The organism is Acinetobacter sp. CIP 64.2, assembly GCF_000369645.1.
Classification (GTDB): Bacteria; Pseudomonadota; Gammaproteobacteria; order Pseudomonadales; family Moraxellaceae; genus Acinetobacter.
Genome location: NZ_KB850122.1, coordinates 395,265 through 410,997 on the forward strand (window position 1 = coordinate 395,265; position 15,733 = coordinate 410,997).

General features: G+C 40.1%; 18 protein-coding genes and 1 pseudogene. 15 read left to right on the forward strand and 4 right to left on the reverse strand.

From position 1 onward, the window contains the following. Nucleotides 1-191: 191 nt before the first annotated feature. The 4 genes from F895_RS09220 to F895_RS09210 all read left to right on the forward strand — a co-directional run bounded on the left by F895_RS09220 (nt 192) and on the right by F895_RS09210 (nt 2,781). Complete coding sequence (locus F895_RS09220) at nt 192-785, forward strand: LysE family translocator (protein ID WP_005241452.1); 594 nt, start codon at nt 192-194, stop codon at nt 783-785. Between the two features lie 47 nt (nt 786-832). Then, a complete protein-coding gene (locus F895_RS09215; RefSeq protein WP_005241455.1) occupies nt 833-1,042 on the forward strand; it encodes a hypothetical protein in 210 nt (69 codons plus the stop codon). A 287-nt stretch (nt 1,043-1,329) separates the two neighbouring features. After that, entirely contained in the window at nt 1,330-2,055 is a 726-nt protein-coding gene (locus F895_RS0118925) for a sulfite exporter TauE/SafE family protein (protein WP_026040127.1), read from the forward strand. 138 nt (nt 2,056-2,193) lie between these two features. Further along, nucleotides 2,194-2,781, forward strand: a complete 588-nt coding sequence (locus F895_RS09210) for an isochorismatase family protein (protein ID WP_005241458.1) — start codon at nt 2,194-2,196, stop codon at nt 2,779-2,781. Nucleotides 2,782-2,876: 95 nt separating this feature from the next. Here F895_RS09210 and F895_RS09205 read toward each other — a convergent pair whose 3' ends face one another. Both F895_RS09205 and F895_RS09200 read right to left on the reverse strand, forming a co-directional pair. Further along, on the reverse strand, nt 2,877-3,749 hold the full coding sequence (locus tag F895_RS09205) for an NAD(P)-dependent oxidoreductase (RefSeq protein WP_005241459.1): 873 nt from the start codon (nt 3,747-3,749) through the stop codon (nt 2,877-2,879). A gap of 3 nt (nt 3,750-3,752) precedes the next feature. Next, the gene (locus tag F895_RS09200) at nt 3,753-4,838 is read right to left on the reverse strand and encodes an alpha/beta fold hydrolase (protein WP_005241460.1); all 1,086 of its coding nucleotides are present in this window, start codon (nt 4,836-4,838) and stop codon (nt 3,753-3,755) included. Between the two features lie 135 nt (nt 4,839-4,973). On the opposite strand from F895_RS09200, the gene F895_RS09195 reads away from it, so the two are divergent. From F895_RS09195 to F895_RS20470, 4 genes and pseudogenes are all read left to right on the forward strand, one after another. After that, nucleotides 4,974-6,161, forward strand: coding sequence for an O-succinylhomoserine sulfhydrylase (locus F895_RS09195; protein ID WP_005241461.1), 1,188 nt, complete (start codon nt 4,974-4,976; stop codon nt 6,159-6,161). Between the two features lie 12 nt (nt 6,162-6,173). Continuing rightward, on the forward strand, nt 6,174-6,503 hold the full coding sequence (locus F895_RS09190) for a YbaB/EbfC family nucleoid-associated protein (RefSeq protein WP_005241462.1): 330 nt from the start codon (nt 6,174-6,176) through the stop codon (nt 6,501-6,503). Between the two features lie 83 nt (nt 6,504-6,586). Next, nucleotides 6,587-7,183 carry a recombination mediator RecR gene (gene recR, locus F895_RS09185; protein ID WP_005241464.1) on the forward strand — a complete coding sequence of 199 codons (597 nt, stop codon included), beginning with the start codon at nt 6,587-6,589 and terminating at the stop codon, nt 7,181-7,183. Between the two features lie 288 nt (nt 7,184-7,471). After that, nucleotides 7,472-7,582 (forward strand): annotated as a pseudogene (locus F895_RS20470) (hypothetical protein); the annotation flags it as partial. A 53-nt stretch (nt 7,583-7,635) separates the two neighbouring features. Here F895_RS20470 and F895_RS09180 read toward each other — a convergent pair. Next, nucleotides 7,636-8,565 carry an IS5 family transposase gene (locus F895_RS09180; protein ID WP_005238191.1) on the reverse strand — a complete coding sequence of 310 codons (930 nt, stop codon included), beginning with the start codon at nt 8,563-8,565 and terminating at the stop codon, nt 7,636-7,638. 28 nt (nt 8,566-8,593) lie between these two features. Here F895_RS09180 and F895_RS09175 point away from each other — a divergent pair, with 28 nt between their 5' ends. Next, a complete protein-coding gene (locus F895_RS09175) occupies nt 8,594-9,646 on the forward strand; it encodes a ribonuclease D (RefSeq protein ID WP_005241468.1) in 1,053 nt (350 codons plus the stop codon). 20 nt (nt 9,647-9,666) lie between these two features. Here the strand turns inward: F895_RS09175 and F895_RS09170 are convergent, their stop codons facing one another. Beyond that, nucleotides 9,667-10,401 (reverse strand): class I SAM-dependent methyltransferase, encoded by a 735-nt coding sequence (locus F895_RS09170; protein ID WP_005241469.1) that lies wholly within the window; start codon nt 10,399-10,401, stop codon nt 9,667-9,669. Between the two features lie 170 nt (nt 10,402-10,571). Here F895_RS09170 and F895_RS09165 point away from each other — a divergent pair, with 170 nt between their 5' ends. The 6 genes from F895_RS09165 (at nt 10,572) to prmB (ending at nt 15,722) form a co-directional block, all read left to right on the forward strand. Further along, entirely contained in the window at nt 10,572-10,877 is a 306-nt protein-coding gene (locus tag F895_RS09165) for a YcgL domain-containing protein (protein WP_004653415.1), read from the forward strand. Continuing rightward, nucleotides 10,870-11,256 carry a hypothetical protein gene (locus F895_RS09160; RefSeq protein WP_004772126.1) on the forward strand — a complete coding sequence of 129 codons (387 nt, stop codon included), beginning with the start codon at nt 10,870-10,872 and terminating at the stop codon, nt 11,254-11,256. Before F895_RS09165 ends, F895_RS09160 begins: the two co-directional genes overlap by 8 nt. Before the next feature lie 35 nt (nt 11,257-11,291). Then, entirely contained in the window at nt 11,292-12,143 is an 852-nt protein-coding gene (locus F895_RS09155) for an AAA family ATPase (protein WP_005241473.1), read from the forward strand. A 12-nt stretch (nt 12,144-12,155) separates the two neighbouring features. Next, nucleotides 12,156-13,343, forward strand: a complete 1,188-nt coding sequence (locus F895_RS09150) for a vWA domain-containing protein (RefSeq protein ID WP_005241475.1) — start codon at nt 12,156-12,158, stop codon at nt 13,341-13,343. A gap of 37 nt (nt 13,344-13,380) precedes the next feature. Then, a complete protein-coding gene (gene trpB, locus F895_RS09145) occupies nt 13,381-14,586 on the forward strand; it encodes a tryptophan synthase subunit beta (protein WP_005241477.1) in 1,206 nt (401 codons plus the stop codon). Between the two features lie 125 nt (nt 14,587-14,711). Then, the gene (gene prmB / locus F895_RS09140) at nt 14,712-15,722 is read left to right on the forward strand and encodes a 50S ribosomal protein L3 N(5)-glutamine methyltransferase (protein WP_005241479.1); all 1,011 of its coding nucleotides are present in this window, start codon (nt 14,712-14,714) and stop codon (nt 15,720-15,722) included. Nucleotides 15,723-15,733 lie beyond the last annotated feature (11 nt).

Consider the following 15,733-nt stretch of genomic DNA (forward strand, 5'->3'; position numbering starts at 1 on the left):
GGGTAAATGTGACTTTTATCACAAACTTGAAAAAGATATCTTAAATTATTAATTAAACAGATTAAACGGTAATACTTTGATTTTAGATATAAAAAAATAGGCGTAATATTTTTCGTTACAACCATTTTGTCGACAACTGCTGATTTATTTTGCCATATTGCGTTTGCGAAACTTAGCAAAGGTATTTGTCTATGGTGTCATTTATGTTTATTGGTTTGATCATTACGATCTTACTAACACCTGGTCCAACGAATACATTATTGGCTTCGTCGGGAATCCAGACAGGCATTAAACGTTCATTGAAATTGATCCCTGCGGAGGTGGTTGGTTATTTCATAGCCATTACAACATGGGGCTTTTTACTTGAGTCTGTTTCACATTATGTGCCTTGGTTACCACCGCTAATCAAACTACTCAGTGCAACTTTTATTATCTATTTGGCAGTTAAATTGTGGCTTACGTCTACAAAAGAACTGGATTTGAGCCAACCTTTGATTGCGTCTAAGGCTTTATTTGTAGCGACTTTACTGAACCCTAAAGCTTTATTATTCGCTTCAGCCATTTTTCCACACACTGCTTGGCTTAACCTACATGAATACATTGTTCATATGGGTGTATTCCTGGCTTTAATTACTCCGATTGCTTTTTTATGGATTGCATTTGGATCTATTTTAATTTCAAACAAAATCTCTTGGCTGAATCAACGCAATTTACAACGCTCAGCAGCATTTGTTTTAACTTTCTTTGCGATGCCGCTGGCTTATTCAGCAATTTCATCGTTCTAAATTTTCGTTTTGCTGCTGTATTTAAAATTTAAAAAGAGGAGTTTTTTATGAACAATATAAAAATTAAAGTAAAGGATCAATTTGAGGCCGAAAAGATCGCGACAGCTAAAGTAAAAGTTGCTAATGATCAAGAAATTCCCTTGTTTAAGCGTATTGAACATATTGAAGTTGAGGGTGAAATCCTTTTACCCAATATCGATTTACTTTTTGAAAATCCCAAAGATGGTACTATTTATCGATATGTAGGGACGGTATAGTTTCACAGTCTGTAAGGTCAACCCATGCTTAGGCATGGGTTTTTATTGGTCTTTTCCTCATAATGTTAATTCGAATTACGTCCATTTATCTGTTTTTAATCACTTATTTAATTAAGAATGTATACTGTTTGTTCAATTATAAAAATAAGTTAATAAATGAAAAAGATCGTGTTAGGGACTATTGTGAGTCTAATGAGTACAGGGAGCACTTTTGCGGCTTGCAACGTAGTTTAATTCAACAGCTAGAGTATTATAGAATCGAGACAATTATCTTTGTGTTTTATCCTATGATCTATGTTGCACTTGCCTTGATTGGCGTTCTTTCGGGCTTGATTAGCGGCATTGTCGGTACAGGATCATCGATCATTTTATTGCCTATTTTAGCGTATATTTTTGGGGCGAAGCTTGCAGTACCAATTATGGCAATTGCTTCTATTATGGGAAATATTTCTCGTGTTGTGATGTGGCGTAACGAATTAAATATTAAAGCTTTCTTATTATTTATCAGTCTAGGTATTCCAGCAACTGTATTTGGTGCAAATACACTTTGGGTTATGTCTCCATTTCTTTCTAATCTATGTATTGGTCTATTTTTCTTATGTCTTATTCCGATGCGGCATTATGCAAAGCATCGTAATTTTACTTTGAATGCTTGGCAAATGGTGGTTGCTGGAGGGGTGCTCGGATACATTACGGGGATCGTGTTTTCTACAGGACCTTTATTGCTGCCAATTTTTAATGGTTTTGGCTTAATAAAAGGTGGGCTTTTAGCAACCGAAGCAGCAGCTTCCTTCGCAATTTACCTGACAAAAAGTCTAACTTTTGGGGTACTAGGTGTTTTACAGCAAAATATCTTAATTGCAGGGGTTGCAGTGGGCACCTCTTTAATCATTGGTAATTATATTGGTAAAACCTTTGTATTGAAAATGTCAGATCGAACCTTTAATTTTATGCTTGATGCGATGCTTTTGATTGCAGGTGGTTCTATGTTGTTTTCTATTTTTCTACACTAGGGAAACTTAACTCATATGGATTCGTTATAGAGCAGAAAGGGACTAAAAAGAGTACATAAAATTGGGTATTTTTAGTCTTAAACTGGAGAGTTTTCAAAATAGATGAAAATAATAAATAATTAAAACCAATATGTTAAATTGCATTCGAAGCATAAGGAGATCGCTATTTCAACCAAAATTCATGTGGTCGACGCATTGATTGTCGTGGATGTACAAAATGCTTTTGTGTCAGGTATAGATGCTGTACCCGAATCAGAACAGTTGATTGTATCCATCAGTATTTTACTTGCTAAAGCAAGATCTGCCCACGCGCCAGTGATTTTTCTGCAAAATGATGGAGATGAAGGAGCTATAGATGAGCCATTTCAAACAGGTTGGGCATTATTTTTTCCTCCGCTGTCAAATGAGTTTGTCGTACGAAAATATGAGGACAATCGTTTTGATGGAACATCACTCCAGAAAATTCTGGACGAACTAAAAATTAAGTCTCTAGTAATATGCGGTGTACTGTCCGAAATGTGTGTGGCTGCGACTGCGCGTGAAGCAATTGCACTAGGTTATGATGTGTTGTTAGCGCATGATGCGCATGCGACGTATGATGTACCCGCAGGGCCGGGATCGGAGGGTGTACCTGCTGCTATGGCAGCCAGAGCAGCAGAATGGTCATTGGGTGATGAAGTTAGGATTTGTGGATCAGTGAATGAAGTGGATTTTTATGCTGATTGATATAAAGACTAATATAAATAAGGCCCGATATATTAAAAAACCACTCAATAGAGCGGCTTTCATATTGGCAAAAGAATTTTTACACAAGAACTTGCTTATTTCAGCGTAATTTTAGTCCACGATTCATACATTTTCACGGCTGCGGAGAAGTCACTATCTGCTTCAGCGGTTAAATTCGCTGCCTGAATCAAGCTTTGCGTTAAAGACAGGATAGGTGCAGGAAGTTTTGCATCCTTGACTAAATCAAGAGCGATACCTGTATCTTTTGCAAGTAATGGAAGTCCAAAAGTTACAGGGAACTCACGGCTAAGAACACGCTGCGGAAAAATCGTTTCTGTGACCAGACTTTTACCACTCGATGCATTGATACAGTTCAGCGCTGCATCAAGGTTGACACCATGTGCTTTTAAAGTACTAAAGCCTTCAGCAACAGACCATAAATTCACAGCAAGCAACATATTATTAATGGCTTTTACCGCAAAACCAGCGCCAGATTCCCCCACATGTTGAATCAATTTACCGACTGCTGCCATTGCTGGATAAGCACGTTCAAAGGCATTAACATCCCCGCCAACCATCACAGTTAAGGTTGCATTCTCAGCGCCAACAGTTTGACCACTCACAGGTGCGTCTAGAAAATCGATATTTTGTGCTTTGAGTTTCTCTGCCAAACGGCGAGCTGTCTCGGGTACACCACTGGTACAGTCAATCCAGATGGCACCTGATTTAATTGAAACATCTTCAATGAGTTTCTCAACATCATCACTGGTGGGTAGGCATGAAAAGATAATATCAGCCTGAACCGCTTGTGCAAGTTCAACTGCTGTAGTCCCATATTCTGTTGCATGCTGTTCAGCTTTACTAAAATTTCGATTCCAGACATAGACCTTCTCGAAATATTTAGGCAAATGCGCCGCCATACGATAGCCCATAGCGCCTAAACCAATAAATGCAACAGATTGAGTCATAGCTTACCTTTTTATATGTGTCGACCGTTCGGCTAACCATGTTGTCAATGTTGGCCAGAACTCGATTGAACTGTTTTGACTGGACATTAAACCTAAGTGCCCACCAGGGATAAGAGTAAACGTGACATCTTGGCTACTTGTCAACTGGGTCAGCGGAAATGCAGACTCAGCAGTCACGAGCTGATCACCTTTTCCTGCGCCGACGAATAGAGAACAATTAATATTTTTCAGCTCGATGGTCTTGTTCTTGAGTTGAATTGCACCATTTTTTAACGGATTTTGTAGCCAGACATTAAACAGCATGTCTTGATTTACACCACCGGGGTAATCAATCATATTATTTAAGAAATGACTAAGCGTTGCATCTTCTTGTACCAGCTTTAGATTATCCAAGTTTTTCAATAACTGGATATTGCCATCAATCCAGCCTTTCGGATCTAATAGTTTGAATCCAAGCGAGTTTAGGAAGCCAGGTGAATGAATCATTAATTTCGGTAAACGGTTATAAATATAGTCTTTAATGGTCGGATTACGGCTAGTCAGATAAGCCAAAGTTTTGTATAGCTTGCCAATATAACCCGAAGCATAGCTGTCGATCGGGCTACCTAAGACCACAAGATTTTTGACTACACTCGGTTGATGTCGTGCGGTATAAAGGGTGACGAAAATTCCTGCCATGCTCCAACCATGCAGCGAAATTTTTTCAGATGTAGAATGTTGCTGAATAGCTTCTATGCATTTTGGAATAAACTTATCAATAAAAGATAGAAAGTTAACCTGATAGTTTTTATACGTAAGCTTGCCCCAGTCAATCAGATAGACATCAAAACCACTTTCCTGAAAATGCTTTACCAATGAACGATAAGGATATAAATCATAGATATCCATATTAATGGCCAAAGGTGCAACAAATACCAATGGTTCTTTATAGCGTTTGTTCTCTGATGCGTAGAAACGGACACAGGTCTGTTTAAATTGAGCAATCACTTGATACGGCGTAGATTGAGACAAAACCAGTTTGTCTGCATCGAAGACACGCATAGCTAGATGTTTAAAATTTATTTTTTGCTGTTCCACAAGCGATTTCATCTTAGAAAGTCTCATCATGAGTCAAGATTGCACGAAGTCTAAGCGATAATTTCATCTTACGCCTTGACCTTAAATACCTTAGGCGCTCAAAATATTGGCACATTTCGACATTATGATCATAAGGCATACAGAACGATGAATCCAAGCGATGATTTAGAATACCAATTAGAAACACTGGCAATTCGCACAGGGCATGATCGGACCTCTGAAGGTGAGCATAGTGAACCAATCTTCCTGACCTCATCATTTGTGTGTGAAAGTGCGGCTGATGCTGCAGCAAAATTTTCAGGACAAATCGCAGGGAATACTTATTCACGTTATACCAATCCGACTGTACAAGCATTTGAAAAACGCTTGGCTGTATTGGATGGTGCAGAACGTGCGGTTGCAACCAGTTCAGGTATGGCAGCGGTACATGCCATGTGTATGGCCTATTTAAAAGCTGGCGACCATGTGATTTGCTCTCGTGCAGTATTTGGTTCAATCATTGCCTTATTTGAAAAATACGTTGCAAAATTTGCAGTCGAAGTGACCTTTGTGGATTTGGGTGATCTAGAAGGCTGGAAACAAGCCATTCGTCCAAATACACGTATTTTATTTATCGAAACACCATCTAATCCATTGGCCCAAGTGGGTGATATGCAGGCGATTGCCGATATTGCCCATGCCAATGGGGCGCTATTTGCGGTGGATAACTGTTTCTGTACACCGGTATTGCAACAGCCGATTAAGTTTGGTGCAGATTTAGTACTTTATTCAGCAACCAAATATATTGATGGCCAAGGTCGTGCCTTGGGTGGTGCTGTTGTCGGAAAATATGATTTGCTTGAGGAAGTAAATGGTGTGATCCGTACTTTAGGTAATTCGATGAGTCCATTTAATGCATGGATTTTCTTGAAAGGCTTAGAGACCCTTAGCATTCGTATGAAAGCCCATTGTGAAAGTGCTCAAAAATTGGCGGAATGGTTACATCAGCACGAAAAAGTTGAAAAAGTGTATTACGCAGGTCTACCTGATCATCCAGGCCATGCGCTTGCGAAAAAACAGCAAAAAGGCTTTGGCGGTGTTGTATCTTTTGTCGTGAAAGGTCAACGTGAAGGCGCTTGGACGGTGATCGATAATACACGTTTCTTATCAATTACCAGTAATTTGGGTGACGTTAAGTCAACAATTACACATCCAGCAACGACCTCACATGGTAGAATGTCGGCTGAAGCTAAACAAGCTGCAGGAATTGAAGAAGGTTTGATTCGTGTGTCTGTTGGTTTAGAAGACATTGATGATATTATTCGCGACATATCACGCGGTTTAGATTTAATTTAACGAGAGAGACTTATGAACATTAATATGCTCATGCAGCAAGCTCAGCGCATGCAAAAAGATATGGAATCAAATCTTAAAAAAGCCAAAGAAGAGCTTGCAAATACTGAAGTTCACGCTGAAGCAGGCGGTGGTTTAGTTAAAGTGACCATGACTTGCCGCAATGTAGTGAAGCGTATCGAAATTAGCCCAGACTTGTTACAAGACGAAGCTGACATGATTGAAGATTTGATTGCTGCGGCAATGAATGATGCAGCTCGTCAAGCTGAAGCAATTTCTGAAGAGAAATTACAAAGTGCAAATTCAGGTATGGGCTTACCACCAGGCTTATCTGGTTTATTTTAAATCCCTCCCAGCCTCCCTTTAATAAAGGGAGGAGTACCCCTCTTTAATAAAGAGGGGTTAGGGGAGATTATGAGAGTTGATTTGTGTTTAGTGAACGATTTGAACAATTAGTTCAAGCATTACGCATATTACCAAGTGTTGGTCCGAAATCAGCACAGCGTATGGCATTGCATTTATTAATGAAAAATCGTGAAGGTGCATTTGCTTTGTCACATGCCCTACATGAAGCGTCGAGCCATATTCATGAGTGTCGTATCTGCCACTCGCTCACCGAAAATGAAATATGTGATATATGTGCTTCAGCAGAACGTGATGAGCAACTATTGTGTGTGGTTGAATCTCCTGCTGATGTAATGGCGATTGAACAGAGTGGTAGTTTTCGCGGAAAATATCATGTTCTTGGTGGACATTTATCGCCACTAGATGGAATTGGTCCAGAAGAGATTGGTATTCCTTATCTGATTCAACGTCTCAGTGCAGGGCAGATTCAAGAGGTGATTTTGGCAACCAATGCTACCGTAGAAGGGCAAGCGACAGCACATTATCTGGTTGAAGCTACTAAACATTTGCCGATTCATATGACCCGTATTGCACAAGGCGTACCTCAAGGCGGTGAGCTGGAATATGTCGATAGCCATACCTTAAGTCAGGCTGTACATAACCGTATGCGAATGAAATAATAGGCTTCATTCGCATTTTTTTTATATTTATATTAAATTCATGCTGTTAATTTAAACAAATAATTAAATTTTACATTTTGTCTAACATTATCGTAGATCAATTTATTGTGATTTGTGGCACTATTATCAAGCGAAAAGGATTTTCGTTTTTTGATAAAATGGGTAGAGGAGTGATTTCATGTCGTGTATGTGGAATACCAATTAATTTTTTGTATTTTTCAGTTGAGCAATGACTGACATTTGGCAGTTTTATTGCACATGGTTCTTTATTATTTTATTTGAGCACACATGTTTCAGTTTATCCAACAGCAACAAGATTTAGCTGTTCTCCTCAAACAGATGGAACAGTGTTCTGTCTACGCCCTTGATACCGAGTTTATTAAGGTTGATACCTTATACCGGCTTTGTTGCACAAATAGACGAAAGGTAGAGTTGTTCTAATCTTCAGATATTTATGCAACAGCCACCGTTTTAGCTGTACCAAGTTGAGTAAATTTATTCAAAATATCGACTCTTATTTGCAAGTCAACCACCTGACGATTAAAGCATCGACTAGATACACCATGTCCAAGTCGTTTCAAGGCAAACATTTTAGCCTCTATTCTGGATCGTCGATGATAACCAATATCTCGTTTCCACTGCTTTTGACCCTTGTCCCAACAGCCTTGTACTGCATGATTCCTTGCTTTACCAATTTCATTTTCTACCCATAAAGCAGCATTGGAACGAGGAGGGATAATTACATTTGCTTGCCGTTTCAAAATCGCATCATAACAATTCACTGTGTCATAAGCACCATCAGTCGTGACAGATGCAATGGGTTCATCAATTTGATCTAAAAGAGGTGGGAGCATTTCAGCATCACCATATTGGCAGGTCGTGACTTCAACCGCTTGTATTTCTCCACTGTTTGCATCTGTCGCAAGATGTAATTTCAGCCATTGACGATGTTGGTTTACGCCATGTTTTTTACGCACCCATTCCCCATCGCCTGTAACTTTGATCCCTGTGCTATCAACTAAAATATGCAAGTCTTCCTGTGGATTTTTTGCTGATTTATGTAGAAGTGGCTGGAGCTTATCTGCTCGCCGACTCAATGTTGAGAAGTCTGGAACATTCCAGTCGAGGTGAGCCATTTGAAAAAGGCTTTGAATGAAACCTTGTGTTTGGCGTAAAGCCAGTTGGAACAGGTTTCGTATCGTCAGGGCAAATTGAATTGCTATATCAGTGTAGGTAGGTTGACGTCCTTTTTTTCCACTAGGTGTTGCAGACCATTGCATTTGGGGATCAAACCAAATGGTGAAAGCACCCCGTTGACGTAAAGCCTGATTGTACTCAGACCAGTTCGTTGTTTTATATCGGCTTTTTGATTCTGTATTCATCTAACATGTATGGGGATGAAATTTATTTATGCAACAAAGCCCCTTATACCCTAAACTTGGTGTTTGCCAAATCAATTTAAATGGTCAAATTCTATTACTTGATGGTGCAGCATTAGATCTCAGTCATTTTTGGCCAAAGATTTTCGCGGCTCAACAGAATATTTTTCATGCCTGTGGTGAAGATATTGATCTGATCTATCATTATGCCGATCAAAAACCACTCAATAATGTGTTCGATACGCAAATTGCGTTGGCATTTCTCGGACATGGGCTTCAAGTTAGTTATCAAAACGCGCTTAAAACCTGTTTGAATATTGAGATTGAAAAAGATCAGACCCGTTCAGACTGGCTTGCGAGACCTTTGACACAAGAGCAGATGTGCTATGCGGCAAATGATGTCATCTATTTAAGCAAACTTGCAGATGCACTGAAAACAGATCTGAAAGCAAAAGGGCTGTATCAATACGTATTGGAAGATTGTCAAAATCTCACCAAAGAGATTGCGATGGAAACACCACTAGCGGAATTGTATACCGATATCGGTAATTATCGACATTCGCGCCGTGAGCTGATGCAGTTGCAACAACTCAGCATTTGGCGAGAGCAGATTACCAAGGCACTGAATCAGCCACGTAGTTTTATTTTGAGAAACTCTACTATGATTGATTTGGTGGAAAAGAATCCGCGCAATAATTTTCAGTTGGCACGGATTAAAGATATTCGCCCACACATTGTACGCGAACACGGAAAGACCATTTTGGATTTACTCAAGTTCTTACCACCAGAGGAAGAATGGCCATTACGTATGGTAAAACCAATCAAGAGTAATTCCAAAGAAGTTGCACCTAAAATTGATGCTTTGATTGAAAGCGTGGTTTTACAAACTGGTATTCCGAAAGAAGTGTTATTGCGTAAGAAATGGATGAATGCCATTTATGAACATGTGGTCTTTCATTTAGATGAGCAATCTTTACCGTCTTATTTAATGGGATGGCGTTATGACATTCTGACACAACCTTTGATTGCGTTGTTAAAAGAAGATATTGAATATTTAGCGATGCAAATGAAAATTGCACGTTAGAAAATCAAAGAGCTAAGTAATTAGCTCTTTTTTTTGGCTTTGATGATGAGCATCATGGGGCGTCTTAATTCATTCTGCCAACTTAGCCTTTCAACCATTTCTTTAGGTGGTGTTGGTTCAATCACTGCTGTAATTTCAAAACCTGCAGTTAATAAGGCTGTAATATAGGTTTCAAGCGTTCTGTGATATTTCACAACTTTTGCATCTAAAAAATGGGTTTCTCTTTTGCCTTGTGCGAAATAGTGGTCAACAGGCCAGTGCATCGGCTGTTGCTCTGCATCATAGTACCAATCTTGTTGCTCACAGGCTGTGAAAATAGGATGCTCAACCGAATAGTACAGTTCGCCTTGAGACGTTAATAAGGATGCAGCCTTGGCAAACACAGGCTTAATATCTTCGATGTAGTGCAAAGCAAGAGAACTGATTATGACGTCAAAGCTCGCTGTATCTGCTGCAAAGTCCTCAATTGCGGTATGTTGATAATCCACGTTTTGGGCTGATGTTAACAGACGTGCTTTTTCAAGCATTTTAATGGATAAATCAATTCCGATCACTGAACGAGCACCTTGTTCAGCAGCAAACTGACAATGCCAGCCATAGCCACAACCTAAGTCTAAAACCTTTTTATTCTTTAACTGGGGCATATGTGTTTTAAATGTGGACCACTCACCAGCAGCATTTAGGCCATGCACTGAGCGAGGCATTTTTGAGTATTCAGTAAAGAAGTGTGGATCATCATATTTGTTTTGTTGCATAGCTGTGCCATTGAAAAATCATGGCTTGATTATGACACTCTGCGCGAATACTCTGAAATAGGTTGTATTGTGAATCTGGAAAAAAGACGACTCTAGCGTTAACAATCCTTAATGTATCCATTTTTATTTTCATGTATGCTGTGTCTGATTGTTAATAGATGTGAGTCAATATGCACTGCGATATTTATAGATCGAGCAAAAAAGATGAAATGTATATGTACATTGCTCGTCCAAATTATCCTGATGACAAGGAACAAGAAAACCCATTTGAAGGTGTTCCAGAAACAGTTTTACAAGCATTCGGCAAAGCTACTTTTGTGATGCATTTAGAACTTCATAATGAGCGTAAACTTGCACGTGCTAACGTTTTACATGTTTTAGACTCCCTAAATACCAAGGGCTTTTTTATTCAGATGCCACCAGAAGGGTTAATCAATCCAAACGCGGTAGAACCTGAGGGCTTACGCGGTGCTTGAGACTTTAACAGCGATTTGGTCGAATATTCTTTCAGTACTGGATCAGTTTCCTGAAGAAAATGTTGCGATCATTGTTTATGTTACAGGGACATTAATTGCATTGTGGTGCTGGTATCGTTTGATGTCACGCCTACCGAATCCAATAGGTGGCATTCTCTGGATTGTTGCCTTTGCCGTTCTTGCAACACCAACTATTTCAGAAGGTCCAAACTCGGCCTTGGCGCCAGCGATTTTTGGTTTGCTTTTTGGTGTACTTACTAAAGAGCATGTCTTAATCTGGTCAAACTTATCATTGATTTTATTTGTCATTGGTACGGGTTTATTGATCGGTTTCTGCTGGTCGAAATATACTGCAAATAAAACTGCACGTTCAGTTTAGATACAACGTTAAATACAGAAAAATAAGGTTTTTAAATGTCTGCTGATACACAACACTTCACTGGTACAGATCAATATATTGCAACTGATAGCTTAAAGCTTGCAGTGAAAGCTGCCCGCGCTTTGCAGAAACCATTATTGGTAAAAGGTGAGCCCGGTACAGGTAAAACATTACTTGCAGAGCAAGTGGCTGAAAGTTTAGGTTTGAAGCTGATTACTTGGCATATCAAGTCAACCACTAAAGCCCAGCAAGGTCTGTATGAATATGATGCAGTATCACGCTTGCGTGACAGCCAGTTAGGTGATGATCGTGTCTACGACATTAAAAACTATATTAAACCGGGTAAATTGTGGGAAGCATTTACCAGTGAAGAACGTTGTGTACTGTTGATTGATGAAATCGACAAGGCGGATATTGAGTTTCCAAACGACTTATTGCATGAACTCGATAAAATGTCGTTTTATGTTTATGAGACAGGCGAGACTATTACTGCAACACAACGCCCAATCGTGATTATTACCTCGAATAATGAGAAGGAATTGCCAGATGCATTCTTGCGTCGTTGTTTCTTCCATTATATTGAATTCCCAGATGATGCAACCATGCGTGACATCATTGCAGTACATTTCCCGAATATTTCAAATACCTTGGTCAGTGAAGCATTGCAGGTGTTCTTTAAATTACGTGAAATCCCAAATTTGAAGAAACCACCTTCAACATCAGAGTTGATAGACTGGTTAAGCCTGTTGATGGCCGATGATATGCCAGAAGATGTATTGCGCAATCACGATAAATCAAAAGCGATCCCACCATTGTATGGTGCTTTGATTAAAAATGAACAAGATGTGCAATTGCTTGAACGTTTAGCCTTTATGTCACGCCGCTAAGAGTGTTTAAAAATGTTTGTGCGACTGTTTTACACCTTACGCAAATATGGCGTGCCTGTAACAACACGTGAGCTCATTGATCTTAATCAGGCGGTCGCTTCAGGTCTTGTGTTTGCAGATCAGGAACAGTTTTATCAATTGGCTAAAACTGTTTTAGTCAAAGATGAGCGTTTTTTTGATAAGTTCGATCGTGCCATGAAAGATTATTTTGATGGTATCGAAACTTTTGAGTTGGATGAGCTGCTGAAACAGGTTCACAAGTTACCGAAAGACTGGTTTGACCTTGAACTATTAGAAAAACATCTTACGCCTGAACAACGTGCTGAGCTACAAAAGGCAGGTTCTCTCGAAGAGCTGATGAAAATGCTGGAAGAACGCTTACGTGAACAGCATAAAAAACATCAGGGTGGCAATCGCATGATTGGTACCGGAGGAACCTCGCCATTCGGCGCTTTTGGTGATCATCCAGAAGGTGTTCGTATTGGTGGGCCAGGGCGTAAACGTTCGGCGGTTAAAGTTTGGGAACAACGTAAATACCAAAATCTGGATGATGATCAGGTTTTGGGAACCCGTCAGATGCAAATTGCCTTGCGTCGTTTGCGTAAGTTTGCACGTCAAGGTGCGGCAGAAGAGCTGGATGTCGATGGCACCATTCGTGAGACAGCAAAACAAGGCATTTTGGATGTACAACTGGTTCCAGAACGTCGTAATCGCATTAAAGTGTTGATGCTGTTTGATGTTGGCGGCTCAATGGATGCTTATATTGCTGAATGCGAAAAACTATTTAGTGCGGCCAAATCCGAGTTTAAAACCCTCGAATACTTTTATTTTCATAATTGTCTGTATGATCATGTGTGGAAGGATAACCATCGCCGTAGTTCAACCCGTATGAATACATGGGATCTGTTTCATACCTATGGCCGTGATTATCGGGTCATTGTGGTCGGTGATGCCAGTATGGCACCGTATGAGTTAAAGTCTGCGGGTGGTTCAGTGGAATATATGAATGAAGAGTCGGGTGAAGTATGGCTAAGACGTTTGCGTCAGCACTTTGACAAAACTGCTTGGTTGAACCCTGAGATGGAAGGTTACTGGCACTATACCCAGACCATTAGCTGGATTAAAGAAATTTTTGAAAATCACATGTTTCCAATGACCTTGAAGGGTCTTGAAGATATGACCCGTTATTTGTCACGTTAAAATTTTATATTAAAACTTTATAAGAACAGGAAAACATATGGAACATCACATTAATGGCATTGCTTTGCCGAATGAAGCAGGTTTCTTTGGCAACTTTGGTGGGCAGTTTATTCCGCCTCATTTAAAAGAGGCAATGGATGAAATTAATACGGCGTATGAGGAAATTCGTCATACCGCTGAGTTTCAGGATGAGTTGAATGACTTATTCAAAAACTATGTGGGCCGTCCAAGTCCATTGTTCCATGCCAAGCGCTTGTCAGACCAGTTGGGTGGTGCACAGATTTATTTAAAACGTGAAGACTTAAACCATACAGGCGCACACAAGATCAATCACTGTCTAGGTGAAGCTTTACTTGCCAAGTATATGGGGAAAACTAAAGTCATTGCCGAGACGGGTGCTGGTCAGCATGGCGTAGCTTTGGCAACGGCTTGTGCATTGGTCGGCATCCCATGTGAAATTCACATGGGGCAAGTGGATATTGAAAAAGAACACCCCAATGTCGTGAAGATGAAAATCTTGGGTGCGAAACTTGTTTCAGTCACACAAGGCACAGCAACCTTAAAAGATGCGGTGGATAGCGCCTTTGAAGAATATTTAAAAGATCCTAAAAACTATATCTATGCGATTGGTTCTGTGGTTGGGCCACACCCATTTCCCAAGATGGTTCGTGACTTCCAATCGATTATTGGCAATGAGATCAAAACCCAGTCTCATGACCGTTTTGGTCAGAATCCAGACTATGTAGTGGCTTGTGTCGGTGGTGGCTCTAACGCGATTGGTGCTTTTACTACATTTTTAAATACGCCAGAAGTTCAATTAGTTGGCGTAGAACCTGCGGGTCATGGTCTAGATACGGATAAACATTCAGCCACTTTAACCTTAGGTAAGCCTGGACAGATTCATGGTATGGCTTGCTATGTGCTAGAAGATGATAATGGTGAGCCGTTGCCTGTACATTCGATTGCTTCAGGCTTGGATTATCCGGGTGTTGGGCCACAGCATAGTTTCCTGAAAGAGCTTGGTCGTGTGCAATATGAAACAGCAACGGATCAGGAATGTTTGGATGCATTTATGACCCTTTCACGGGTAGAAGGGATTGTACCTGCCTTGGAAAGTTCGCATGCCGTTGCTTGGGCATTACGTGAAGCACCTAAGTTGGGTAAACAGGTAAAGATCGTAGTTAACTTGTCAGGTCGCGGTGATAAAGACTCAGATTATGTGGCTGAAAAGCTAGGTTTGTAAGTTCTTATCCAATATCTGGTTTTAATAGACCGCTTCTGGCAGAGAGGCGGTTTTTTTATTGTTAAATCAACCTGAATCCCGTTAGAATAAAGCGTTTTGCAATTAGCACTTTTGGAGACGCCTAAGTGGAGCGACCGACAATCAGCCCTGAACATTTACAAGAAGCGGCTGAAAACCTAGTAACCATTCGAGATTTTGTTCGTTTTGGGGTAACCGCACTACGTCAATATGACGCGCACTTAGGTCAAGGTACTCAAGATTATTTTGCAGAGAGTTCTGCATTGGTACTACAAACTCTATCACTTGAATGGAAAGCAGATGCTGAAATTCTGGATGCCAAACTTTTACCAAGCGAAAAAGCAGAATTTCTGAGCTTGTTAGAACGTCGTATCAATGATCGTATTCCAACTTCATATTTATTGAATTTAGCGTATTTCTTCAATAAGCCATTTTATGTTGATGAGCGCGTCTTGATTCCGCGTTCACCGATTGCCGAGTTAATCGAACAACGTTTCGCGCCATACTGCCTAGATGAAAATGGCCGTATGTTGGAAGCGTTAAATAACTTGCCTGAAAATAATAATCCAAAAACACCACAACGTATCTTGGATATGTGCACAGGTTCAGGTTGTATTGCCATTGCTTTGGCTTATGCTTTCCCAGATTCAGAAGTTGATGCGACTGATATTTCAAAAGAAGCACTGGAAGTGGCTTCAATTAACACTGAGCATCACGACAAACAGTATCAAGTGGCTTTACTTGAATCTGATTTGTTCTCAAAAATTCCTGCTGAAAACCAGTATGACCTGATCGTCAGTAATCCACCGTATGTGGATGCAGAAGATATGGCGGATTTACCAGAAGAATTCTTACATGAGCCTGAGCTTGCACTGGCTGCGGGTCAAGATGGTCTGGACTTAGTTCGTAAAATGTTGGCTCAAGCTGCTGATTATTTAACGGAAGATGGCTTGATTGTAATTGAAGTTGGTAATTCTGAATGGGCAATGCGTCAGAACTTCAATACAGTTGACTTCCATTGGCTCACTTTCCAAAAAGGTGGTTCTGGTATTTTTGCTTTAACTGCTGAACAATGCCGTCGTTATAAAGAAGTCTTCCAGCAATCAGTTCAAAACTAAGGGGTTAAAGC